Genomic DNA, 24,636 nt, shown 5'->3' with positions numbered 1-24,636 from the left:
AAGACAACCACTGGAGGATTAACCATGAAACGGAACACGAAAATTGCCCTGGTGATGATGGCGATTTCAGCAATGACGATGGGATCGACATCTGCATTTGCTCACGGCGGACACGGTATGTGGCAGCAAAATGCCGCGCCTTTGACCAGCGAACAACAGACAGCGTGGCAGAAAATCCATAATGACTTTTACGCTCAAAGCAGCGCACTGCAACAGCAACTGGTGACGAAGCGTTATGAATACAATGCCCTGTTAGCCGCTAATCCACCGGATAGCAGCAAAATTAACGCGGTCGCCAAAGAGATGGAGGCTTTGCGTCAGTCGTTAGATGAGTTACGGGTGAAACGGGATATTGCGATGGCTGAAGCGGGTATTCCGCGCGGTACCGGAATGGGCATGGGTTACGGCGGCTGCGGTGGTGGTGGCGGTCATATGGGAATGGGCCACTGGTAAATCAGAACGTTTTCTCGTTGGGTTGCCAGCGACAGAAATCAGAGTTTGCCACCAACAGTAATTGCGAACCTTCGGGCGCTTCCAGCCATGCCACGCTGACATCAACAGAAGAGCGGCTCTGGCGGCGCTCGATATGCGCTATCGCCTGCGAATCTAAATCAGGTTTAATGGTTTGCCCTTCGCAGGTGGTCACGGTCTGTTCCATCGCATGCCAGCGCCCCTGACGCAGCACGACTCTCCCCTGACGTAAGGCATCGCTAATCTGGCGGATTTGGTCAGCACGATAACGATATAAATCAATTTGGTCGTTAGAAAGCTGCTGCTTTTCCCCGTCGGATTCACGTTGCATAAAGCTCAGATCGCCGCGATCGTCAAAACGAGCGCGAATGTTCACCGGCGGTTCGCTGTAAACATTGATATTGATAAGCGTGAGGTTATCGCCCTGCCAGCGATACTCTCGCGTCGTGGTATCGCCATTGCGCCACGGGCTAAATACGGCAAGCAGATGGACATTATCGCCGCTGTCTTTTCGCCAGATGCGTACCGCGCCCTGATCTTCAGCAAATCCACTGGCGGTAAAGGGAGGAAGTGAGGAGTTATGGCTACAAGCAGTAAGAAACAGCGCGCCTGCCAGCATCAATGAGCGACGCCAGAAAGACAAAAGGGGTGAAACCACCCCTTCGTTAAAACTGTTCACTGCCACGCAATCTTACTTAACTGCGTCTTTCAGTGCCTTGCCAGAAACAAATGCCGGTACGTTCGCAGCGGCGATTTTGATTTCTTTACCGGTCTGCGGGTTGCGGCCAGTACGCTCAGCGCGGTGGTTCACTTTGAAGGTACCGAAACCAACCAGTTGTACAGCATCGCCTTCTTTCAGAGACTCAGTAATTGCAGCCAGAGTGGACTCCAGAGCAGCTTTAGCCTGGGTTTTGGACAGTTCTGCTTTCTCTGCAATTACATCAATCAGTTGAGTCTTGTTCATAAGTTATCCTTACAATGTGTTTATCGCTTGCTAAGCATCGAGTGCGACGGAAATGCCAGAATAGCACTCTCCTGCATACGCGCACCGATAGCCACTTTTTTTCGCCCCCCAAATGTAGACCAGACGGGGGGCGAAAGGGAAGACTCCAGGTACGACAAATCAGGCGTTAATTCACGTTTTCTGGTCTTATTGCTGAAAAATTATACCAATATTGCTCTCGCCCGTCTCACGCAGGTCTGCCCTAAGGCCTTTTATCAGCTCGATATCGCGTTCTTCGCACTCAGCTAAAAGTCGGAATATTTCCCACTGAATGTCCCATTCTTGCTCTACAGCTGGGTTTTCTTTGAGCTCTTCATCGCTCATTTCGCGACCAGCCTGAGTCATTTCCAGCATCGCAACGGTCGTGATGGAGGTCTTACTCACTTCCACCGCGTGTTCGAGCGTTTCACCGCTCAAACGCGAATGGACCAGTTCACTTAACGCCACGCAGGCATCGATTGCCGGATAAACACCGTACAGATCGAAATCGTCGGCTGACGGGATCGCTTCTTCAAATTTCTCCAGTTGGCTGTCGAAATTTACTTTTGCGTCTTTGACGGTCAGCGTTTCCCAGATGAGATCGAGAATGCGGCGATAAATTTGCCCATCGCCAAAACCGGTTTGCTGGCAGAACATGGCGTAATTGGGGTACATGCGTTCGCACAGACAAGCCATGAAAGTGACATGCTGCCAGCTTTCCAGGCGCTCCAGACGCAGATGAATTGGGTTTTGTAACATGTTGAGTTCTCAAATACGGAAATTATCCGCAGTTTACCTGAATTAGGGCTGATTTGCTGTATAGCGCACGAACGCCGGACGTTCCGAGGCCACCGCGTCCGCCCAGCGCGTTGGCTCCGGCAGACGATAGCCTTTCATGCAGCGTTGTACCCACGCCAGCGCGCTATCCACACTGACCCGATGGCCGGTAGAAATAAACAGAGGGTTACAGCGCGCTTTGCTGCGCCAGACCCAGGCCAGCTGCTCGCCTTTATCCATCAGCGGGGCCAGTGCACCCGGTTCGCTGGAGAGTGGTTCGAATTTACCGCAGAGCCGCTTTTTCGCCACGCCAATGGTCGGCACATCCACCAATAAGCCAAAATGGCTGGCGACGCCAAGACGGCGCGGATGCGAGATCCCGTGACCATCGACAAACACTAAATCCGGCTTTTGCGACAGCATCTCCCACGCTGCCAGCAGCGCAGGATATTCGCGAAAGGAAAGAAAACCTGGAATGTAAGGCATGGTAGTAGCGATGCGGGCCACTTTATACTCCACCAGCTCAAGCGAGGGGTATTTCAGCAGCACCATCGCCGCTCGCGTCACTTCTCCGCCCTGCTCAAACCCGACATCGGCTCCGGCGATCAGATCCGGTGGATCTTTATCGAGTCGATCCTCGCGGATCACAGAAGAAGCTAGTTCAAGTTGTTGAGCGCGTAATGACGCGAGATCCATAACCACTCCTTACTGATGATAAGGCGCAGACAGGCGATGCACTGCCTCCACAAATACGCCAGCATGTTCTGGCGGCACATCCTGATGGATACCGTGGCCGAGGTTAAAGACGTGGCCTTCACCGTGACCGAAACCGGCAAGGATTGTCGCCACTTCTTCTTCAATGCGGGCAGGCGGCGCATACAGCATCGACGGATCCATATTGCCCTGCAGCGCGACTTTATCACCCACGCGGCGGCGTGCATCGGCGATGTCCGTTGTCCAGTCGAGGCCCAGCGCATCGCAACCGGTTTCTGCCATGGCTTCCAGCCACTGTCCGCCGCCTTTGGTAAACAGCGTGACCGGTACGCGGCGACCGTCATTTTCACGCAGTAAACCATCAACAATTTTATGCATGTAATAGAGTGAGAACTGTTGATAATCGCGCCCGGTTAGCACGCCGCCCCAGGTGTCGAAAATCATCACTGCCTGAGCACCGGCTTTAATCTGCGCATTCAGGTACAGAGTGACGCTTTTCGCCAGTTTATCGAGTAGCGCGTGCAGCGCCTGCGGATCGGCATACATCATTTTTTTAATCACGGTGAACGCTTTGCTGCTGCCGCCTTCGACCATGTAGGTCGCCAGCGTCCACGGGCTGCCGGAAAAACCAATCAGCGGCACTTCGCCTTTCAGTTCGCGACGAATGGTACGCACCGCGTTCATCACGTAACCCAGCTCATCTTCCGGGTCCGGAATTGGCAGTTTATCGACGTCAGCTTTGCAGGTGACTGGTGTGGTAAAACGCGGACCTTCCCCGGCTTCAAAATAGAGCCCTAACCCCATCGCGTCCGGCACGGTGAGGATATCGGAAAAGAGGATCGCCGCATCCAGCGGGTAGCGACGCAGCGGCTGCAAAGTCACTTCGCACGCCAGCTCGGCGTTTTTGCACAGCGACATAAAATCGCCCGCCTGGGCGCGCGTGGCTTTGTATTCCGGTAGATAGCGGCCCGCCTGGCGCATCATCCATACTGGAGTGACATCAACGGGCTGGCGCAGCAGCGCCCGCAGATAACGATCGTTTTTAAGTTCGGTCATTTTGGCTGTTCCTTAGTGCGTCAGGCGGTCAGTGTATCATCACTCATACTCTGCCCGACACATCGCCACCGTATCTTCTATCAGACGGCGCGCTACGGTGCCGGGCGGTGGAAGTAACGGCAAATCGTCATAGCGATACCAATTCGCCTCGAGCAATTCTTTCGGGTCGATCACGATGTCGCCGCTGTCATATTCCGCCATAAACGCGGTCATTAAAGACTGAGGAAACGGCCACGGCTGGGAAGTCACGTACCGCAAGTTTTTGACTTTGATGCCACTCTCTTCCATCACTTCCCGCGCGACTGCCTGTTCGAGGGTTTCGCCCACTTCGACGAATCCGGCGAGTACCGTATGGACACCGTTACGATGCCGGGTATGCTGAGCAAGTAGGATTGAATCATCGCGACGGATGGCAACGATAATGCAGGGAGCGATTTGTGGGTAGTAACGCTCACGGCAGTGGCTGCATAGCATCGCCCATTCGGTTTTGCTCGGATACATGTCATGCCCGCAGTAACCGCAGTATTTATGCGAGCGATAAAACTCCGCCAGTTGCACACCACGTCCGGCTAATTGAAACAGCCCGACATCCAGATCAATGACCTGGCGCACCGAGCCCATATCGTGACGGCGCTGCTGTTGCACTAGCCAAACAGGTTCTCCCTGCCATTCGCCGATTTGTAGTGCGCGCTGACCCACAAGATCGAAATTTGCCGCTTCGCCGTATGGTAATTCTCCCTTCGGCAACCATAATTTTTGTCCATGACTGACTACCCACCAGCCGTGATCTAATTTTTCAATTATACGATCCATAGCTCTTGCACTACCTTTGCATCACTGGCATGTTTAACATGGTTTTTACATTTCTCACTGAGCAGTTTTTGAAGACAAACTTGCGGAGTCAATCATGCTTAACCAGCTCGATAACCTGACGGAGCACGTCAGAGGAAGTAACAAACTGGTTGATCGCTGGCTACATGTACGTAAGCATCTGCTCGTGGCTTACTACAATCTGGTTGGCATTAAGCCTGGCAAAGAATCGTACATGAGGCTGAATGAAAAAGCCCTTGATGATTTTTGCCAGAGTCTGGTCGACTATCTGTCTGCCGGACATTTCAGTATTTATGAACGCATTCTTCATAAACTGGAAGGCAACGGGCAACTCGCTCATGCCGCGAAGATTTGGCCGCAGCTGGAAGCCAACACGCAACAGATTATGGATTACTATGATTCCAGCCTGGAAACCGCCATCGATCATGATAATTACCTTGAGTTTCAACAGGTTTTATCTGACATCGGCGAGGCGCTGGAAGCACGCTTCGTACTGGAAGATAAGCTGATTCTGCTGGTACTTGACGCCGCTCGCGTCAAACATCTTGCTTGAGTTCTGCGCTGTTAACGCGTAATTTACATTCAACGCCCCGTTTGCGGGGCTAATTTCTTGTCGGAGTGCCTTAACTGGCTGAGACCGTTTATTCGGGATCCGCGGAACCTGATCAGGCTAATACCTGCGAAGGGAACAAGAGTTAATCTGCTATCGCATCGCCTTTGCGGCGATCGTCTCTTGCTTCATCCGTCGTCTGACAAGCCACGTCCTTAACTTTTTGGAATGAGCTATGTCTGCAACAAAACTGACCCGTCGCGAACAACGCGCCCAGGCCCATCATTTTATCGACACCCTGGAAGGCACCGCCTTTCCCAACTCAAAACGCATTTACATCACTGGCACACACCCCGGCGTTCGCGTGCCGATGCGTGAGATCCAGCTTAGCCCGACGCTAATTGGCGGCAGCAAAGAACAGCCACAGTACGAAGAAAACGAAGCGATTCCGGTCTACGACACCTCCGGTCCGTATGGCGATCCGCAGATCGCGATTAACGTTCAGCAAGGGCTGGCAAAACTACGCCAGCCGTGGATCGATGCGCGTGGTGATACCGAAGAACTTACCGTGCGCAGTTCCGATTACACTAAAGCGCGGCTGGCAGATGATGGTCTCGACGAGCTGCGTTTTAGCGGCGTATTAACGCCAAAACGCGCCAAAGCAGGACGCCGCGTCACACAACTGCACTACGCCCGCCAGGGCATCATCACACCGGAGATGGAGTTCATCGCCATTCGCGAAAATATGGGCCGCGAGCGCATCCGTAGCGAAGTTTTGCGCCACCAGCATCCGGGAATGAGCTTTGGCGCACGTCTGCCGGAAAATATCACTGCGGAATTTGTCCGTGATGAAGTTGCTGCCGGACGTGCGATTATCCCGGCCAACATTAATCATCCGGAATCGGAGCCGATGATTATTGGTCGCAACTTCCTGGTAAAAGTTAACGCCAATATCGGCAACTCAGCGGTCACCTCTTCCATCGAAGAAGAAGTGGAAAAGCTGGTATGGTCCACGCGCTGGGGAGCGGATACGGTGATGGATCTCTCCACCGGTCGCTATATTCACGAAACCCGCGAGTGGATTTTACGTAACAGCCCGGTGCCGATCGGTACAGTGCCGATCTACCAGGCGCTGGAGAAGGTTAACGGGATCGCCGAAGATCTTACCTGGGAAGCGTTCCGCGACACGCTGCTGGAACAGGCCGAGCAAGGTGTGGATTACTTCACTATCCATGCGGGCGTACTGCTGCGCTATGTACCGATGACCGCGAAACGCCTGACCGGTATCGTCTCTCGCGGCGGTTCGATTATGGCGAAATGGTGCCTCTCCCATCATCAGGAAAATTTCCTCTATCAACACTTCCGCGAAATTTGTGAAATCTGTGCCGCTTATGACGTTTCGCTGTCGCTGGGCGACGGCCTGCGCCCCGGTTCTATTCAAGACGCCAACGATGAAGCGCAGTTTGCCGAGCTGCATACGCTGGGCGAACTGACCAAAATCGCCTGGGAATATGACGTGCAGGTGATGATTGAAGGCCCCGGGCATGTGCCGATGCAGATGATTCGCCGCAATATGACCGAGGAGTTAGAGCACTGCCACGAAGCACCATTTTACACTCTGGGGCCGCTAACTACCGATATTGCACCGGGCTATGACCACTTCACGTCGGGGATTGGTGCGGCGATGATTGGCTGGTTTGGCTGCGCGATGCTCTGTTACGTAACGCCAAAAGAGCATCTGGGTCTGCCTAATAAAGAAGATGTTAAGCAGGGGCTTATCACCTATAAGATTGCCGCCCACGCCGCCGACCTGGCGAAAGGGCATCCGGGCGCGCAAATTCGCGATAACGCCATGTCGAAAGCCCGCTTCGAATTTCGCTGGGAAGACCAGTTTAATCTGGCCCTCGACCCGTTTACCGCCCGCGCTTATCACGATGAAACCCTGCCGCAAGAGTCCGGCAAAGTCGCCCATTTTTGCTCCATGTGTGGACCGAAATTCTGCTCAATGAAAATCAGCCAGGAAGTGCGCGATTACGCCGCCGCGCAAACTATTGAAGTGGGAATGGCGGATATGTCGGAGAACTTCCGCGCCAGAGGCGGAGAAATCTACCTGCGTAAGGAGGAAGCGTGATGTATCAGCCTGATTTTCCTCCTGTACCTTTTCGTTTAGGACTGTACCCGGTGGTGGACAGCGTACAGTGGATCGAACGTCTGTTGGATGCAGGCGTACGTACTCTCCAGCTACGCATCAAAGATCTGCGCGATGAAGAGGTGGAAGCCGATGTCGTGGCGGCAATTGCGCTGGGCCGTCGCTATAACGCACGATTGTTTATCAACGATTACTGGCGGCTGGCGATTAAACATCAGGCGTATGGCGTCCATTTGGGGCAGGAAGATTTGCAAGCCACCGATCTCAGCGCCATCCGCGCGGCAGGCCTGCGGCTGGGCGTTTCGACCCATGATGATATGGAGATCGACGTCGCGCTGGCAGCACATCCTTCTTATATCGCGCTGGGACATGTGTTCCCGACGCAAACCAAACAGATGCCTTCTGCACCGCAGGGGCTGGAACAACTGGCACGGCACATTGAGCGTCTGGCGGATTATCCCACCGTGGCGATTGGCGGTATCAGTCTGGCGCGCGCGCCTGCGGTGATAGCAACGGGTGTCGGCAGTATCGCCGTCGTCAGCGCCATTACTCAAGCCGCAGACTGGCGTTTGGCAACGGCACAGTTGCTGGAAATTGCAGGAGTTGGCGATGAATGACCGTGATTTTATGCGTTATAGCCGCCAAATCCTGCTCGACGATATCGCTCTTGAAGGGCAGCAAAAACTGCTCGACAGCCAGGTGCTGATTATTGGTCTGGGCGGGCTGGGTACACCTGCTGCGCTGTACCTGGCGGGAGCTGGCGTCGGGACGCTGATACTGGCAGATGACGACCATGTGCATTTAAGCAACCTGCAACGACAAATCCTCTTTACCACTGAAGATATCGATCGCCCGAAATCACATGTCAGCCAACAGCGACTGACGCAGTTGAATCCCGATATTCAACTGACAGCACTACAACAACGGTTAACGGGTGAGGCGTTAAAAGATGCGGTAGCACGGGCCGATGTGGTGCTCGACTGTACCGACAATATGGCGACTCGCCAGGAGATTAATACCGCCTGCGTGGCACTCAACACGCCGCTTATCACCGCCAGCGCGGTCGGATTTGGCGGTCAGTTGATGGTACTGACGCCGCCCTGGGAGCAGGGGTGTTACCGCTGTCTGTGGCCAGATAACCAGGAGCCAGAACGCAACTGCCGCACGGCGGGCGTGGTTGGCCCGGTGGTCGGGGTTATGGGCACGTTGCAGGCACTGGAAGCAATTAAGTTATTAAGCGGTATAGAGACGCCTGCGGGAGAACTCCGACTGTTCGACGGTAAGTCGAGCCAGTGGCGCAGCCTGGCGTTGCGCCGCGCCAGTGGTTGCCCGGTATGCGGAGGAAGCAATGCAGATCCTGTTTAACGATCAACCGATGCAGTGCGCCGCCGGACAAACTGTTCACGAACTACTGGAGCAACTCGACCAACGACAATCGGGCGCGGCTCTGGCGATTAATCAGCAAATCGTCCCGCGGGAACAATGGGCGCAACATATCGTGCAGGATGGCGACCAGATCCTGCTTTTTCAGGTTATTGCAGGGGGGTGAGATGTTACGTATTGCGGACAAAACGTTTGATTCACATCTGTTTACCGGTACCGGGAAATTCGCCTCCTCACAACTGATGGTGGAGTCTATTCGTGCTTCCGGCAGCCAGCTGGTGACGCTGGCGATGAAACGCGTCGACTTACGCCAACACAACGACGCTATCCTCGAACCGCTTATCGCGGCGGGTGTGACCCTGCTGCCGAATACATCCGGGGCGAAAACCGCGGAAGAAGCCATTTTCGCCGCCCATCTGGCGCGTGAGGCGTTAGGCACAAACTGGCTAAAATTAGAGATTCACCCTGACGCCCGCTGGCTGTTGCCCGATCCCATCGAAACATTAAAAGCTGCCGAAACACTGGTACAACAGGGATTTGTCGTGCTGCCTTACTGCGGGGCCGATCCGGTATTGTGTAAACGTCTGGAAGAAGTCGGCTGTGCAGCGGTGATGCCGCTCGGCGCACCGATTGGCTCGAATCAGGGACTGGAGACCCGCGCCATGCTGGAGATTATTATCCAGCAGGCCACAGTTCCGGTGGTTGTCGATGCTGGCATCGGCGTTCCCAGCCATGCCGCGCAGGCGCTGGAAATGGGGGCTGATGCGGTGTTAGTGAATACGGCGATTGCCGTCGCGGACGATCCCATCAACATGGCGAAGGCATTTCGTCTGGCAGTAGAAGCAGGCCTGCTGGCACGTCAGTCCGGACCGGGCAGCCGCAGTCATTTTGCCCATGCCACCAGCCCGCTGACCGGATTTCTGGAGGCATCGGCATGAAAACCTTCAGCGATCGCTGGCGACAACTGGACTGGGATGACATCCGCCTGCGTATCAACGGCAAAACGGCTGCTGACGTAGAGCGGGCACTAAATGCCTCGCAACTCACCCGCGACGATATGATGGCGCTGTTATCGCCAGCCGCCAGTGGCTATCTGGAACCACTGGCCCAACGGGCGCAGCGCCTGACCCGTCAGCGATTTGGCAACACAGTTAGTTTCTACGTCCCGCTTTATCTTTCCAATCTTTGCGCTAACGACTGCACGTACTGCGGATTTTCCATGAGCAATCGCATCAAGCGCAAAACGCTGGATGAAGCGGATATTGCCAGGGAAAGCGCCGCTATACGGGAGATGGGCTTTGAACATCTGCTATTAGTCACTGGTGAACATCAGGCGAAAGTGGGGATGGATTACTTTCGTCGTCATCTCCCTGCCCTGCGTGAACAGTTCTCTTCACTACAGATGGAAGTGCAACCGCTGGCGGAGACGGAATACGCCGAGCTAAAACAGCTTGGTCTCGATGGGGTGATGGTTTATCAGGAGACGTATCACGAGGCGACATATGCCCGCCATCATCTGAAAGGCAAAAAACAGGACTTCTTCTGGCGGCTGGAAACGCCGGATCGGCTGGGGCGTGCGGGGATTGATAAGATAGGCCTCGGCGCGCTAATTGGCCTTTCCGACAGCTGGCGCGTTGACTGCTATATGGTTGCCGAACATTTGCTATGGCTGCAACAGCATTACTGGCAAAGCCGCTACTCTGTCTCTTTCCCGCGCCTGCGTCCATGTACTGGCGGCATTGAGCCTGCGTCGATTATGGATGAACGCCAGTTAGTGCAAACTATCTGCGCCTTCCGGCTGCTTGCACCGGAGATTGAACTGTCACTCTCCACGCGGGAATCACCGTGGTTTCGCGATCGCGTTATTCCGCTGGCAATCAATAACGTCAGCGCCTTCTCCAAAACGCAGCCAGGTGGCTATGCCGACAATCACCCCGAGCTGGAACAGTTCTCACCACACGACGATCGCAGACCGGAAGCGGTTGCTGCCGCGTTAACTGCTCAGGGTTTGCAGCCAGTATGGAAGGACTGGGACAGTTATCTGGGACGCGCCTCGCAAAGGCCATGAGACAGAATGTAACAACGTAAATTTATTCCGAGCCGCTACGGAAGATGAAAAACGCAAGGTTGTTGAAAGCGTTGTGTTTTTTTATGGTAGTGCCGTCAGCAGGAATGTTGTCCAGGGCGAAAAGCTTCTTCCTCGTTTCGCCCTGCCTTTCTTAAAAATTCCGTAATGCATCTGAAACCACCACCTGTTGAGCAATGAAAGAGATCTGATTGTAAGAGAGTAAATACTCAACTATGATAGAGACGAAAATAAGAACACATGTTCTCATCTTCCAGGATGCAGCAGACTGAAGAAATTCAGACATCCCGCAACCTGCGATTCTCGCAAGGTCAAGGCAAAGTCCGGTAATGGCGTTCTGAATACCAGAGAATTATCTCTGGCGAAACCCACCTTAAGGTGGGTTTTGTTATTTTGAGGGCTGAGGAAGCTGCTTATTTCTCAATAAATTGTAGGCAATGGTGAAAAATTTCACTGATTTACCTTTCTGTTTTTCAGAAATGGGGTAAGCGCTAGTTACATGCAAACGGAGTTTTTTCTTTTCCCTGAAAGCCCTGAACGCAACAAAGTAAAATGCCTTGTTTCCTCCGTTTAAATCCACCTCAATCACGGCATAGCTACCATACCCGGCATGAATAACATTGCTTTCTGGCAGCGCCAAAATGGTTCTTTTTAAGTGTATGCGCGCTAAGTTATAACGGTGCTGGCAGAAGGGACGAGATTCTTTAGGCGCGTGGTACATTAACGATTGTTTTTCTTCGTTCGTCTGATGTTCATAATCTTTTGTGAAGCAGTGAAGAGAGTAGGTAACCCAAAAGCGATACTCTAAAGGCTCTTTGCCCTCATGATGCTGAACGTAGACAGCCTGATGAGCATCAAGAAACGATAAATCACGAATATCACCATCCGGATGTCCAAAAGGTCGCCACTTCTCCACTTCCTGTTTCATTCTCGTTCCTTAAGAAAGTTACACAGGAATAGTATCGAATCCTTGCCGAGTTTGACTTAATTAGTTCAGTCAGTTTCAGGATATTAGACATCTCTACATTGATTATGGGTATCCAGAAATTCATTAAATATTCTGACAAATGCTCTTTCCCTGAACTACACCCATAAAAAAACCCGCCGAAGCGGGTTTTTACGTTATTTGCGGATTAACGATTACTCGTTATCAGAACCGCCCAGACCTGCGTTCAGCAGTTCTGCCAGGCTGGCAGATGCGTCTTCTGCAGTCACCTGCGGTGCAGCCGGAGCTTCACCCGCAGCACGGCGACGCATACGATCCTGGTGGTACGCGTAACCGGTACCTGCCGGGATCAGACGACCCACAATAACGTTCTCTTTCAGGCCGCGCAGTTCGTCGCGTTTGCCCGCAACGGCTGCTTCGGTCAGCACGCGAGTCGTCTCCTGGAACGATGCCGCGGAGATGAAGGACTCGGTTGCCAGAGACGCTTTGGTGATACCCAGCAGATCGCGGGAATAAGTTGCCCCCACTTTGCCGTTCGCTTCCAGTTCGCGGTTTGCGATCTTGACGCGAGAGTATTCAACCTGTTCGCCTTCCAGGAAGTCGGAGCTGCCCGCGTTAACGATGGTAGCTTTACGCAGCATCTGACGAACGATAACTTCGATGTGTTTATCGTTAATCTTAACGCCCTGCAGACGGTATACGTCCTGTACTTCGTTAACGATGTAACGAGTAACAGCATGAACACCACGCAGACGCAGAATGTCGTGCGGCGCTTCCGGACCGTCGGAAATTACGTCACCACGTTCTACACGTTCACCTTCGAACACGTTGAGCTGACGCCATTTCGGAATCATCTCTTCGTACGGATCGCTACCGTCTACCGGGGTGATAACCAGACGACGTTTACCTTTGGTTTCTTTACCGAAGGAAACGATACCGCTGATTTCAGCCAGGATTGCCGGCTCTTTCGGACGACGTGCTTCGAACAGGTCCGCAACGCGCGGCAGACCACCGGTGATGTCCTTGGTACCGCCGGATTCCTGCGGAATACGCGCCAGGGTGTCACCAGAGCTGATCTGTACGCCATCTTCCAGCTGAACAATCGCTTTACCCGGCAGGAAGTACTGCGCAGGCATATCGGTACCCGGGATCAGAACGTCGTTGCCCTGAGCATCAACGATTTTCAGTGCCGGACGCAGATCTTTACCACCTGCGGTACGTTCTGCGGAATCCAGAACCACCAGCGAAGACAGACCGGTCAATTCGTCGGTCTGACGAGTAATGGTCTGGCCGTCAATCATGTCAGTAAAGCGTACATAACCGCTTACTTCGGTGATAACCGGCATGGTGTGCGGGTCCCAGTTTGCAACGGTTTCGCCGCCAGCAACCTGTTCGCCATCGCCTTTCGCCAGTACAGCACCGTAAGGTACTTTGTAGCTTTCTTTGGTACGACCGAATTCGTCGATCAGTTTCAGTTCGGTGTTACGGGAAGTGATCACCAGTTTACCGCTGGAGTTCACAACCGACTTCACGTTGCTGAGCTTGATGCTACCTTTGTTTTTCACCTGGATGCTGGATTCAGCAGCCGCACGAGATGCCGCACCACCGATGTGGAACGTACGCATGGTCAGCTGTGTACCCGGTTCACCGATGGACTGTGCCGCGATAACACCGATTGCTTCACCTTTGTTGATGATGTGGCCACGCGCCAGGTCACGACCGTAGCAGTGCGCACATACACCAAAGTCGGTGTCACAAGATACAACAGAACGTACTTTTACCGCGTCGACAGAGTTCTCTTCCAGCAGGTCACACCACTGTTCGTGCAGCAGCGTGTTGCGCGGAACGAGGATATCAGCAGTACCCGGCTTCAGAACGTCTTCAGCAGTTACACGACCCAGTACGCGATCGCGCAGCGGCTCTTTAACGTCACCACCTTCGATAACCGGAGTCATCATGATACCTTCATGGGTACCACAATCGTCTTCGGTAACCACCAGGTCCTGCGCCACGTCAACCAGACGACGAGTCAGGTAACCGGAGTTCGCAGTTTTCAGTGCGGTATCCGCCAGACCTTTACGAGCACCGTGGGTGGAGATGAAGTACTGGAGTACGTTCAGACCTTCACGGAAGTTCGCGGTGATTGGCGTTTCGATGATGGAGCCATCCGGCTTCGCCATCAGACCACGCATACCAGCAAGCTGACGAATCTGTGCCGCAGAACCACGCGCACCGGAGTCGGCCATCATGTAGATGCTGTTGAAGGAAACCTGCTTCTCTTCCTGACCGTCACGGTTAATAACGGTTTCAGTTTGCAGGTTATCCATCATCGCTTTGGATACACGATCGTTCGCCGCAGCCCAGATATCGATAACTTTGTTGTAGCGTTCGCCCGCAGTTACCAGACCAGACTGGAACTGCTCCTGAATTTCAGCAACTTCTGCTTCTGCCTCGGAGATGATTTCGTGTTTCTTCTCCGGGATGACCATGTCATCGATACCAACAGATGCACCAGAACGCGCTGCATATGCAAAGCCGGTGTACATGATCTGGTCCGCAAAAATAACGGTCGGTTTCAGACCGAGAATGCGGTAGCAGGTGTTCAGCATTTTGGAGATTGCTTTTTTACCCAGCGCCTGGTTGACGATGGAGTAAGGCAGACCTTTCGGTACAATCATCCACAGAATGGCACGGCCAACTGTCGTGTCTATCAGGCTGGTTTTCGCAACTAATTCACCGTTAGCATCTTTTTCATACTCGGTGATACGCACTTTAACGCGCGCATGCAGAGAAGCCAGACCAGAGCGATACAGACGTTCTGCTTCTTTCGGACCAGTCAGCACCATGCCTTCGCCTTTGGCGTTAACACAGTCACGGGTCATGTAGTACAGACCCAGTACAACGTCCTGAGACGGAACGATGATTGGTTCGCCGTTCGCCGGGGACAGGATGTTGTTGGTAGACATCATCAGCGCACGCGCTTCCAGCTGGGCTTCCAGCGTCAGCGGTACGTGAACAGCCATCTGGTCACCATCGAAGTCGGCGTTATATGCCGCACAAACCAGCGGGTGCAGCTGGATAGCTTTACCTTCGATCAGTACCGGTTCAAATGCCTGGATACCCAGACGGTGCAGAGTCGGTGCACGGTTCAGCAGTACCGGGTGTTCGCGGATAACTTCGTCCAGGATATCCCAAACGACAGCTTCTTCGCGCTCAACCATTTTCTTCGCAGCTTTGATGGTGGTAGCAAGACCACGCAGTTCCAGCTTGCCGTAGATGAACGGTTTGAACAGCTCCAGCGCCATTTTCTTCGGCAGACCGCACTGATGCAGACGCAGGTATGGACCTACGGTGATTACAGAACGACCGGAGTAGTCAACACGCTTACCGAGCAGGTTCTGACGGAAACGACCCTGTTTACCTTTGATCATGTCGGCCAAAGATTTCAGAGGACGCTTGTTAGAACCGGTGATCGCACGACCGCGACGACCGTTATCCAGCAGGGCGTCTACCGCTTCCTGCAGCATACGTTTTTCGTTACGTACGATGATGTCCGGCGCAGCCAGATCCAGCAGACGTTTCAGACGGTTGTTACGGTTAATGACGCGACGATACAGATCGTTCAGGTCAGAAGTCGCGAAACGACCACCATCCAGCGGAACCAGCGGACGCAGATCTGGCGGCAGTACCGGCAGAACGGTCAGGATCATCCACTCTGGTTTGTTACCAGACTGAACGAACGCTTCCAGCAGTTTGATACGCTTGGTCAGCTTTTTACGCTTGGTTTCGGAGTTGGTTTCGTTCAGCTCTTCACGCAGCTGTTCGCACTCTTGCTCCAGATCCATGCTCTTCAGCAGAGCCTGGATTGCTTCCGCACCCATTTTCGCGTCGAATTCGTCACCGAACTCTTCCAGTGCGTCCAGATACTGCTCTTCAGTCAGGATCTGCTGGCGCTCCAGGTTGGTCATACCGCCTTCGATAACCACATAGGATTCGAAGTACAGTACGCGTTCGATATCGCGCAGCGGCATATCGAGCAGCAGGCCGATACGGGACGGCAGCGATTTCAGGAACCAGATGTGCGCAGTCGGGGAAGCCAGTTCGATGTGGCCCATACGCTCACGGCGTACTTTAGTCTGGGTCACTTCAACGCCGCACTTCTCACAGATGACGCCACGGTGTTTCAGGCGCTTGTACTTACCGCACAGGCACTCGTAATCTTTTACCGGCCCAAAGATACGGGCGCAGAAAAGGCCGTCACGTTCTGGTTTGAACGTACGGTAGTTGATGGTTTCCGGCTTTTTAACTTCACCGAAAGACCATGAACGGATCATGTCTGGCGAAGCCAGAGCAATTTTGATCGCATCAAACTCTTCGGTTTTAGTCTGCGCTTTCAGAAACTTTAATAAATCTTTCACGGATTTGCTCCCGTCGGAGTTAGCACAATCCGCTGCCGGGTTTTATCCCGACAGCAGTGACCTGTTTGAGCGAGAATTACTCGTCTTCCAGTTCGATGTTGATACCCAGCGAACGAATCTCTTTCAACAATACGTTGAAGGATTCTGGCATGCCCGGCTCCATCTGATGGTTGCCGTCCACGATGTTTTTATACATCTTAGTACGACCGTTCACGTCATCAGACTTAACGGTGAGCATTTCCTGCAGGGTGTATGCTGCGCCGTATGCTTCCAGCGCCCACACTTCCATCTCCCCGAAACGCTGACCACCGAACTGAGCCTTACCACCCAGCGGCTGCTGAGTAACCAGGCTGTAAGAACCGGTGGAACGCGCGTGCATCTTGTCGTCGACCAGGTGGTTCAGTTTCAGCATGTACATGTAACCGACGGTTACCGGACGTTCGAACTGTTCACCAGTGCGACCGTCGTACAGGCGGATCTGACCAGAAGTCGGCAGGTCGCCAAGTTTCAGCAGTTCTTTAATTTCTGCTTCTTTCGCACCGTCGAACACCGGCGTTGCGATTGGCATACCTTTGCGCAGGTTTTCAGCCAGACGCATAACTTCTTCATCGCTGAAGGTACTCAGGTCAACTTTCTGACGAACGTCAGCGCCCAGATCGTACGCACGCTGGATGAATTCGCGCAGTTTCGCGACTTCTTGCTGCTGTTTCAGCATGGCGTTGATCTTGTCGCCGATACCTTTCGCAGCCATACCCAGGTGGGTTTCGAGGATCTGACCGATGTTCATACGAGACGGTACGCCCAGCGGGTTCAGTACGATGTCTACCGGCGTGCCGTTTTCATCGTAAGGCATATCTTCGATCGGGTTGATCTTAGAAATTACACCCTTGTTACCGTGACGACCTGCCATCTTGTCACCAGGCTGGATACGGCGTTTAACCGCCAGATATACCTTAACAATCTTCAGCACGCCCGGTGCCAGATCGTCGCCCTGGGTGATTTTGCGGCGTTTCGCTTCGAGTTTCTTCTCGAACTCGTGTTTCAGTTCGTCATACTGCTCAGCCAGCTGTTCCAGCTGATTTTGTTTCTCTTCGTCGGTCAGGCCCAGCTCCAACCAGCGATCGCGCGGCAGTTTGTCGAGCTTCTCAGCTTCAACACCACCGGCTACCAGCACAGCACGGATACGGCTGAACAGACCCGCTTCGAGGATCTGCAGTTCTTCAGACAGGTCTTTCTTCGCCTGTTTGAGCTGCATTTCTTCGATTTCCAGCGCACGTTTGTCTTTTTCTACGCCATCGCGAGTAAAGACCTGAACGTCGATAACCGTACCGGATACACCGTTTGGTACGCGCAGAGAAGAGTCTTTAACGTCAGACGCTTTCTCACCGAAGATCGCACGCAGCAGTTTTTCTTCTGGGGTCAGCTGAGTTTCACCTTTCGGCGTTACCTTACCAACCAGAATGTCGCCACCGGTCACTTCCGCACCAATGTAAACGATACCGGATTCATCCAGTTTGGAGAGCGCAGCTTCACCCACGTTCGGGATGTCAGCGGTGATCTCTTCCGGCCCCAGCTTGGTGTCACGGGACACACACGCCAGTTCCTGAATGTGGATGGTGGTGAAACGGTCTTCCTGAACAACACGCTCGGATACGAGGATGGAGTCTTCGAAGTTGTAACCATTCCACGGCATGAACGCTACGCGCATGTTCTGACCAAGCGCCAGTTCACCGAGGTCGGTGGACGGACCGTCTGCCAGCACGTCGCCACGTTCTACCGGTTCACCCAGAGACACACACGGCATCTGGTTGATACAGGTGTTCTGGTTAGAACGGGTATATTTGGTCAGGTTGTAGATGTCGATACCTGCTTCGCCCGGATACATCTCGTCTTCGTTAACTTTGATAACGATACGGGAAGCATCCACGTACTGAACGACACCACCACGTTTAGCAACAGCCGTTACACCGGAGTCAACGGCAACAGCACGTTCCATACCCGTACCAACCAGCGGCTTATCAGCGCGCAGAGTTGGAACGGCCTGACGTTGCATGTTCGCACCCATCAATGCACGGTTGGCGTCATCGTGTTCCAGGAACGGGATCAGGGACGCACCGACGGATACCACCTGCTGGGTGGATACGTCCATGTAGTCAACCTGGTCGCGACTGAACAAGCTGGATTCGCCTTTACTACGGCAAGTTACCAGGTCTTCTACGAAGTGGCCTTCTTCATCCAGGTTGGAGTTCGCCTGGGCGATAACGTAGTTGCCTTCTTCGATAGCAGACAGGTAGTGAATTTCGTCAGTTACCACACCGTCGGTCACTTTACGATACGGAGTCTCAAGGAAGCCGTATTCGTTAGTCTGTGCGTACACGGACAGAGAGTTGATCAGACCGATGTTCGGACCTTCAGGGGTTTCGATTGGACATACGCGACCGTAGTGAGTCGGGTGTACGTCTCGAACTTCGAAGCCTGCACGTTCACGGGTCAGACCGCCTGGGCCGAGTGCGGAGATACGACGTTTGTGCGTAATCTCAGACAGCGGGTTGTTCTGGTCCATAAACTGAGACAGCTGGCTGGAACCGAAGAACTCTTTCACTGCTGCAGAAATCGGCTTGGCGTTGATCATATCCTGAGGCATCAGGGTATCCAGATCGCCCAGAGACAGACGCTCTTTCACCGCACGCTCTACACGTACCAGGCCAACGCGGAACTGGTTTTCCGCCATTTCGCCAACGGAACGGATACGACGGTTGCCGAGGTGGTCGATATCATCGACTTCGCCTTTACCGTTACGGATATCGATGAGCTTTTTCATAACATCAATGATGTCGTCTTTGCTCAGGATACCGGAACCTTCGATTTCTTCGCGCAGCAGAGAACGGTTGAACTTCATACGACCAACCGCAGACAGGTCATAACGGTCTTCGGAGAAGAACAGGTTCTCAAACAGGCTTTCAGCAGCTTCACGAGTCGGCGGCTCGCCAGGACGCATCATGCGGTAGATTTCTACCAGTGCGCTCAGACGGTCGTTAGTTGGGTCGACACGTAAGGTTTCAGAGATATATGGGCCGTGATCCAGATCGTTGGTGAACAGCGTTTCGATACGCTTGTGACCAGACTGGCTCAGCTTAGCCAGCAGATCCAGGCTCAGCTCCATGTTCGCTGCGCAGATCAGCTCGCCGGTAGACTCATCAATATAGTCTTTAGCAACCACTTTACCTGCGATGTACTCAACCGGGACTTCGATCAGTTTGACGTCGTCTTTTTCCAGCTGGCGAATATGGCGCGCAGTAATACGGCGGCCTTTTTCTACGTACACTTTACCGTTAGCTTCGATGTCAAAAGATGCGGTTTCACCACGCAGGCGTTCCGGCACCAGTTCCATCTGCAGCTTGTTATCACGGATTTCAAAGATAACTTTTTCAAAGAACAGGTCGAGGATCTGCTCTGTGGTGTAGTTCAGGGCGCGCAGAATGATGGTCGCAGGCAGTTTACGGCGACGGTCGATACGTACGAACAGGTTGTCCTTCGGATCGAATTCGAAGTCCAGCCAGGAACCACGGTAAGGGATGATGCGCGCGTTATACAGCACTTTACCCGAAGAGTGGGTTTTACCTTTGTCGGAGTCAAAGAAGACGCCCGGACTACGGTGCAGCTGGGAAACGATAACACGCTCAGTACCGTTGATAACAAAGGTACCGTTGTCTGTCATGAGCGGAATTTCGCCCATGTAGACTTCTTGTTCTTTAATGTCTTTTACGGTGCCTTCCGGCGCTTCGCGCTCATAGATCACCAGACGCAGTTTAACGCGCAGCGGTGCGGAATAGGTCACGCCACGGATTTGACATTCCTGGACGTCAAACACCGGTTCGCCAAGGCGGTAGCTGACGTATTGCAGCTCGGAATTACCGCTGTAGCTCTGAATCGGGAATACGGAACGGAAAGCAGCTTCCAGACCATACTGCCCTTCAGGATCTTGCTCGATAAATTTCTGAAACGAGTCAAGCTGGATAGAAAGGAGATAAGGTACATCCAGAACTTGTGGACGTTTACCAAAATCCTTACGAATACGTTTTTTCTCGGTATAGGAGTAAACCATAGGGTTCCTCAGCTCGCTGACAAGTCGACCCATCTGTCCATTGAGCGGACAGTTTGTGCAACACTATTTTGTTGACCGGAAAATGGAACACTTTCCGCAATGCCTGTTGCTATCACGCTTAAACCATTTCATTGCGATTTACACAGAACGGGCGTCCTGTCGCAGTATATTAAGTCGTCGATAGAAACAAGCATTGAAAGGCACAGCAGTAGTCAAACAGTGTGAAACGCTACTGGCGCCTTACAGCGCAAAAAGGCTGGTGACCAAAAAGTCACCAGCCATCAGCCTGATTTCTCAGGCTGCAACCGGAAGGGTTGGCTTATTTAACTTCAACTTCAGCGCCAGCTTCTTCCAGGGATTTTTTCAGTGCTTCTGCGTCGTCTTTGCTCACGCCTTCTTTCAGAGCAGCCGGTGCAGATTCTACCAGGTCTTTAGCTTCTTTCAGACCCAGGCCAGTTGCGCCACGTACTGCTTTGATAACAGCAACTTTGTTAGCGCCAGCAGCTTTCAGAATTACGTCGAATTCAGTTTTTTCTTCAGCAGCTTCAACCGGGCCAGCAGCTACAGCTACAGCAGCAGCAGCGGAAACACCGAATTTTTCTTCCATTGCAGAGATCAGTTCTACAACGTCCATTACAGACATAGCTGCAACTGCTTCAATGATTTGATCTTTAGTGATAGACATTTAAATTGTTCCTGAATATCAGAATAAGTTTATACGTAAGCGAATGCGTTAAAAAGATAACTGCGATTAAGCAGCTTCTTTCGCATCGCGTACAGCAGCCAGAGTACGAACCAGTTTGCCAGCCGAAGCTTCTTTCATGGTTGCCATCAGGCGTGCAATTGCTTCTTCGTAGGTCGGCAGAGTTGCCAGGCGGTCGATCTGAGACGCCGGGATCAGCTCACCTTCAAAGGCAGCGGCTTTGACCTCAAATTTTGCATTCGCTTTCGCGAACTCTTTGAACAGACGAGCAGCAGCGCCCGGGTGTTCCATAGAGTATGCAATCAGGGTCGGACCAACAAACGCGTCTTTCAGGCACTCGAACGGAGTACCTTCAACAGCACGGCGCAGCAGGGTGTTACGAACAACACGCATGTATACGCCAGCTTCGCGACCTGCTTTACGCAGTTCAGTCATTTTATCTACAGTTACGCCACGGGAATCCGCAACTACTGCAGACAGCGCGCCTTTGGCTACTTCGCTGACTTCAGCAACAATCGCTTGTTTGTCTTGAAGATTTAAAGCCATTAGCTTTGCTCCTGGATGTTTGCCAGAGAAAATCTCTGGAACTCACTTCACTCCTCCAAACGGAGAGAGCGTCTTAATTACGGTGAGCAGAAACAAGCCAGAATATAAAAGAATAATCTTAGCGTTCTGTCACCGTCTACGCAGGGGATTAAGTTTCTTGCGAAACTCCTGCGGTCTTCGACGGAGGCCTGGATAGGCCAGGCTCCAACGAACAAATCTTTTCTATCCGTCGCTATTCAGCTTGTGGCGGCGTTGGCTTCCTTCGTTCGCACCAGTCACATAGTTAGCTATGCTCCTGGCGACTCACTCAGTTGCCGCCTTGCCACAACCCGAATATCTCGGATATACGTCTGCATTAAGCATTATACGTGGGGGTAAGATTGTAGACAAAATCACCGCCCACGTAAAGGCATTAGTTTACAGAAGCGCTCAGGCCAGCCTGGTCAACTGCAACACCTGCACCCATGGTGGTGGAGATGCTAACTTTCTTGATGTACACGCCTTTCGCCTGAGTCGGTTTTGCTTTTTTCAGCGCAACCAGCAGAGCTTCCAGGTTTTCTTTCAGTTTGTCAGCGTCAAAGTCCACTTTACCGATGGTGGTGTGGATGATGCCGTTTTTGTCGTTACGGTAACGAACCTGGCCAGCTTTAGCGTTTTTAACCGCTTCAGCAACGTTCGGCGTTACAGTACCCACTTTCGGGTTTGGCATCAGGCCGCGCGGACCCAGAACCTGGCCCAGCTGGCCAACAACGCGCATTGCATCCGGAGAAGCAATAACAACGTCAAAGTTCATTTCGCCTTTCTTGATCTGGTCAGCCAGATCTTCCATACCTACCAGTTCAGCGCCTGCAGCTTTAGCAGCTTCAGCGTTTGCACCCTGGGTAAATACGGCTACGCGAACGGAACGGCCAGTACCGTGCGGCAGTACAGTTGCACCACGTACGTTCTGGTCAGATTTACGAGCGTCGATGCCGAGGTTAACAGCAACGTCCACGCTTTCTACGAATTTAGCAGTCGCCAGCTCTTTCAGCAGAGCGATAGCTTCGTTGATGTCGTATTGTTTGGTCGCATCAACTTTCTCGCGGATAACACGCATGCGCTTGGTCAGTTTAGCCATTTCTTAGTCCTCCACTACCAGGCCCATGGAACGTGCAGTACCTTCGATGGAGCGAGTCATCGCTTCAATGTCGGCACCAGTCATGTCGGCAGCTTTGGTCTGCGCGATTTCCTGCAGCTGAGCGCGGGAAATTTTACCCACTTTGTCTTTGTTCGGCTTACCGGAACCAGACTTGATACCAGCCGCTTTTTTCAGCAGAACTGCTGCCGGCGGAGTCTTGGTAACGAAAGTGAAAGAACGGTCAGCGTAAACGGTGATTACTACCGGAATCGGCAGACCTTTTTCGATGGAATCAGTTTTTGCGTTGAACGCTTTGCAGAATTCCATGATGTTTACGCCCTGCTGACCCAGAGCCGGACCTACTGGCGGACTCGGGTTAGCCATACCAGCTGCAACCTGCAGCTTGACATAGGCTTGTACTTTCTTAGCCATTATAAATTCCTCAAGTTGGGTAATAACGCCTCTGAGAGGCTCCCCGTGATATAAAAAATCGTTTTACGGGCAAGGCCCATAAAAACAAAAGGCGCGAAATTGTATTCCAATCTCGCGCCTTGTGCAACGATTAAATCGCCGCTTTTTTGATCGCTGGGTTAGGCTTTTTCAACCTGGCTGAAGTCAAGTTCTACCGGGGTCGCACGACCGAAGATAGAAACAGACACTTTCAGACGAGATTTCTCGTAATCCACTTCTTCAACAACACCGTTAAAGTCAGCGAACGGACCATCATTAACACGGACCATTTCACCCGGTTCAAACAGCGTTTTCGGACGCGGCTTATCACCAACCTGCTGCAGGCGGTTCATAATCGCATCGACTTCTTTATCGCTGATTGGCGCAGGACGATCGGAAGTACCGCCGATGAAGCCCATCACACGCGGTACGCTGCGCACCAGGTGCCAGCTAGCGTCGTTCATCACCATCTGAACGAGGACGTAACCAGGGAAGAATTTGCGTTCGCTTTTGCGACGCTGACCGCCACGGATTTCAACCACTTCTTCGGTTGGTACCATGACTTCACCAAATAAATCTTCCATGTTGTGTAATTTGATATGCTCACGCAGCGATGTTGCTACGCGGCCTTCAAAACCGGAAAACGCCTGAACGACGTACCAGCGCTTTTTAGGAGCTTCAGACATCTCAGAACCTCAGGCCAGTGATAAAGGATACCAGGCGAACCAGAATACCATCCAGTCCCCACAGGATCAGTGACATTACTGCGGTAACCGCAGCCACAATCAGCGTGGTGTGCAATGTTTCCTGGCGAGTCGGCCAAATGACCTTACGGACTTCGGTACGCGCTTCACGGGCAAAAGCAACGGTTGCTTTACCTTTTGTCGTTAACAGCGCGACACCACCCGCTGCAGCAATCAGAATTACTACGGCCAGCGCACGCAGCGGCAGCATAATGTCGCGATAAAGGTAGTTGCCGACAATTGCCACCAGGAGCAATGCCACCACAACGACCCACTTCATCGCTTCCAGGCCGCGCCCGCTTCCTTGAGCTTCGGTATTCGCACTCATAAACCAACCTGTCAGAAGTATTCTACAAACATTTTCACCCCGCGATCGCGAGGCAAACCAAATCGAAACGCGTATTAGCTTTTCGGATTATACGCCCTCAACAGAGCCTGTCTCAGCAATGATTATGACAAAGAAAATCACTGATGAGCCAGGTTCTGGTACGAAAGCGTGCAAAAAGGGCATCAAATGATGCCCTTTTAGTGCGCATTGCGTCAAATGTTATCGGCAATTAGCTCAGAACTTTTGCTACAACGCCCGCGCCAACGGTACGGCCGCCTTCA

23 protein-coding genes and 1 riboswitch are annotated in these 24,636 nt (G+C 52.7%); of the genes, 8 read left to right on the top strand and 15 right to left on the bottom strand.

Features of this window, described 5'->3' with window-relative positions:
* The first annotated feature begins 24 nt into the window (after positions 1–24).
* Positions 25–453: a zinc resistance sensor/chaperone ZraP gene (zraP, locus tag FEK50_RS21725; RefSeq protein WP_131161712.1), complete on the top strand. Its 429-nt coding sequence runs from the start codon at positions 25–27 to the stop codon at positions 451–453.
* A 1-nt stretch (position 454) separates the two neighbouring features.
* On the opposite strand, the gene FEK50_RS21720 is transcribed toward zraP, so the two are convergent.
* The 6 genes from FEK50_RS21720 to nudC all read right to left on the bottom strand — a co-directional run bounded on the left by FEK50_RS21720 (position 455) and on the right by nudC (position 4,813).
* On the bottom strand, positions 455–1,150 hold the full coding sequence (locus FEK50_RS21720) for a DUF1481 domain-containing protein (RefSeq protein WP_130210175.1): 696 nt from the start codon (positions 1,148–1,150) through the stop codon (positions 455–457).
* A gap of 12 nt (positions 1,151–1,162) precedes the next feature.
* Positions 1,163–1,435: a nucleoid-associated protein HU-alpha gene (gene hupA / locus FEK50_RS21715; RefSeq protein ID WP_001044513.1), complete on the bottom strand. Its 273-nt coding sequence runs from the start codon at positions 1,433–1,435 to the stop codon at positions 1,163–1,165.
* Positions 1,436–1,621: 186 nt separating this feature from the next.
* Positions 1,622–2,212: a YjaG family protein gene (locus FEK50_RS21710; protein ID WP_130210161.1), complete on the bottom strand. Its 591-nt coding sequence runs from the start codon at positions 2,210–2,212 to the stop codon at positions 1,622–1,624.
* Positions 2,213–2,254: 42 nt separating this feature from the next.
* On the bottom strand, positions 2,255–2,926 hold the full coding sequence (gene nfi, locus FEK50_RS21705; RefSeq protein WP_130259135.1) for a deoxyribonuclease V: 672 nt from the start codon (positions 2,924–2,926) through the stop codon (positions 2,255–2,257).
* A 9-nt stretch (positions 2,927–2,935) separates the two neighbouring features.
* Complete coding sequence (hemE, locus tag FEK50_RS21700; protein ID WP_130261378.1) at positions 2,936–4,000, bottom strand: uroporphyrinogen decarboxylase; 1,065 nt, start codon at positions 3,998–4,000, stop codon at positions 2,936–2,938.
* Between the two features lie 39 nt (positions 4,001–4,039).
* Positions 4,040–4,813, bottom strand: a complete 774-nt coding sequence (nudC, locus tag FEK50_RS21695; RefSeq protein WP_131161713.1) for an NAD(+) diphosphatase — start codon at positions 4,811–4,813, stop codon at positions 4,040–4,042.
* Positions 4,814–4,907: 94 nt separating this feature from the next.
* Here nudC and FEK50_RS21690 point away from each other — a divergent pair, with 94 nt between their 5' ends.
* The 7 genes from FEK50_RS21690 to thiH all read left to right on the top strand — a co-directional run bounded on the left by FEK50_RS21690 (position 4,908) and on the right by thiH (position 10,981).
* Positions 4,908–5,384 carry an Rsd/AlgQ family anti-sigma factor gene (locus FEK50_RS21690; RefSeq protein WP_000934290.1) on the top strand — a complete coding sequence of 159 codons (477 nt, stop codon included), beginning with the start codon at positions 4,908–4,910 and terminating at the stop codon, positions 5,382–5,384.
* A 51-nt stretch (positions 5,385–5,435) separates the two neighbouring features.
* Positions 5,436–5,536: riboswitch (TPP riboswitch) on the top strand.
* Between the two features lie 80 nt (positions 5,537–5,616).
* Positions 5,617–7,512: a phosphomethylpyrimidine synthase ThiC gene (thiC, locus tag FEK50_RS21685; RefSeq protein ID WP_130210153.1), complete on the top strand. Its 1,896-nt coding sequence runs from the start codon at positions 5,617–5,619 to the stop codon at positions 7,510–7,512.
* The gene (gene thiE, locus FEK50_RS21680; RefSeq protein ID WP_131161716.1) at positions 7,512–8,147 is read left to right on the top strand and encodes a thiamine phosphate synthase; all 636 of its coding nucleotides are present in this window, start codon (positions 7,512–7,514) and stop codon (positions 8,145–8,147) included. The genes thiC and thiE overlap by 1 nt, the downstream gene beginning before the upstream one ends.
* On the top strand, positions 8,140–8,895 hold the full coding sequence (gene thiF, locus FEK50_RS21675) for a thiazole biosynthesis adenylyltransferase ThiF (RefSeq protein ID WP_130261379.1): 756 nt from the start codon (positions 8,140–8,142) through the stop codon (positions 8,893–8,895). The genes thiE and thiF overlap by 8 nt, the downstream gene beginning before the upstream one ends.
* Positions 8,879–9,079, top strand: a complete 201-nt coding sequence (thiS, locus tag FEK50_RS21670; RefSeq protein WP_001562417.1) for a sulfur carrier protein ThiS — start codon at positions 8,879–8,881, stop codon at positions 9,077–9,079. Before thiF ends, thiS begins: the two co-directional genes overlap by 17 nt.
* Before the next feature lies 1 nt (position 9,080).
* The gene (gene thiG / locus FEK50_RS21665; RefSeq protein ID WP_130210149.1) at positions 9,081–9,851 is read left to right on the top strand and encodes a thiazole synthase; all 771 of its coding nucleotides are present in this window, start codon (positions 9,081–9,083) and stop codon (positions 9,849–9,851) included.
* Positions 9,848–10,981 carry a 2-iminoacetate synthase ThiH gene (gene thiH / locus FEK50_RS21660; protein ID WP_000847433.1) on the top strand — a complete coding sequence of 378 codons (1,134 nt, stop codon included), beginning with the start codon at positions 9,848–9,850 and terminating at the stop codon, positions 10,979–10,981. Before thiG ends, thiH begins: the two co-directional genes overlap by 4 nt.
* 406 nt (positions 10,982–11,387) lie before the next feature.
* On the opposite strand, the gene FEK50_RS21655 is transcribed toward thiH, so the two are convergent.
* From FEK50_RS21655 to secE, 9 genes are all read right to left on the bottom strand, one after another.
* A complete protein-coding gene (locus FEK50_RS21655; RefSeq protein ID WP_131161714.1) occupies positions 11,388–11,927 on the bottom strand; it encodes a stationary phase growth adaptation protein in 540 nt (179 codons plus the stop codon).
* 212 nt (positions 11,928–12,139) lie between these two features.
* Positions 12,140–16,363 (bottom strand): DNA-directed RNA polymerase subunit beta', encoded by a 4,224-nt coding sequence (gene rpoC / locus FEK50_RS21650; RefSeq protein WP_131161715.1) that lies wholly within the window; start codon positions 16,361–16,363, stop codon positions 12,140–12,142.
* Positions 16,364–16,439: 76 nt separating this feature from the next.
* Positions 16,440–20,468: a DNA-directed RNA polymerase subunit beta gene (gene rpoB / locus FEK50_RS21645; RefSeq protein WP_000263098.1), complete on the bottom strand. Its 4,029-nt coding sequence runs from the start codon at positions 20,466–20,468 to the stop codon at positions 16,440–16,442.
* Between the two features lie 319 nt (positions 20,469–20,787).
* A complete protein-coding gene (gene rplL / locus FEK50_RS21640; protein WP_000028879.1) occupies positions 20,788–21,153 on the bottom strand; it encodes a 50S ribosomal protein L7/L12 in 366 nt (121 codons plus the stop codon).
* A 66-nt stretch (positions 21,154–21,219) separates the two neighbouring features.
* Positions 21,220–21,717, bottom strand: coding sequence for a 50S ribosomal protein L10 (gene rplJ, locus FEK50_RS21635; RefSeq protein WP_001207201.1), 498 nt, complete (start codon positions 21,715–21,717; stop codon positions 21,220–21,222).
* A 412-nt stretch (positions 21,718–22,129) separates the two neighbouring features.
* On the bottom strand, positions 22,130–22,834 hold the full coding sequence (rplA, locus tag FEK50_RS21630) for a 50S ribosomal protein L1 (RefSeq protein WP_001096684.1): 705 nt from the start codon (positions 22,832–22,834) through the stop codon (positions 22,130–22,132).
* A 3-nt stretch (positions 22,835–22,837) separates the two neighbouring features.
* On the bottom strand, positions 22,838–23,266 hold the full coding sequence (rplK, locus tag FEK50_RS21625; protein WP_001085926.1) for a 50S ribosomal protein L11: 429 nt from the start codon (positions 23,264–23,266) through the stop codon (positions 22,838–22,840).
* 158 nt (positions 23,267–23,424) lie between these two features.
* A complete protein-coding gene (gene nusG, locus FEK50_RS21620) occupies positions 23,425–23,970 on the bottom strand; it encodes a transcription termination/antitermination protein NusG (protein ID WP_001287516.1) in 546 nt (181 codons plus the stop codon).
* 1 nt (position 23,971) lies between these two features.
* On the bottom strand, positions 23,972–24,355 hold the full coding sequence (gene secE, locus FEK50_RS21615) for a preprotein translocase subunit SecE (RefSeq protein ID WP_001275702.1): 384 nt from the start codon (positions 24,353–24,355) through the stop codon (positions 23,972–23,974).
* Positions 24,356–24,636: the final 281 nt, after the last annotated feature.

Source organism: Escherichia sp. E2586 (genome assembly GCF_005781105.1).
Taxonomy (GTDB): Bacteria; Pseudomonadota; Gammaproteobacteria; order Enterobacterales; family Enterobacteriaceae; genus Escherichia.
This window is presented reverse-complemented; position numbering and strand designations above follow the sequence as displayed.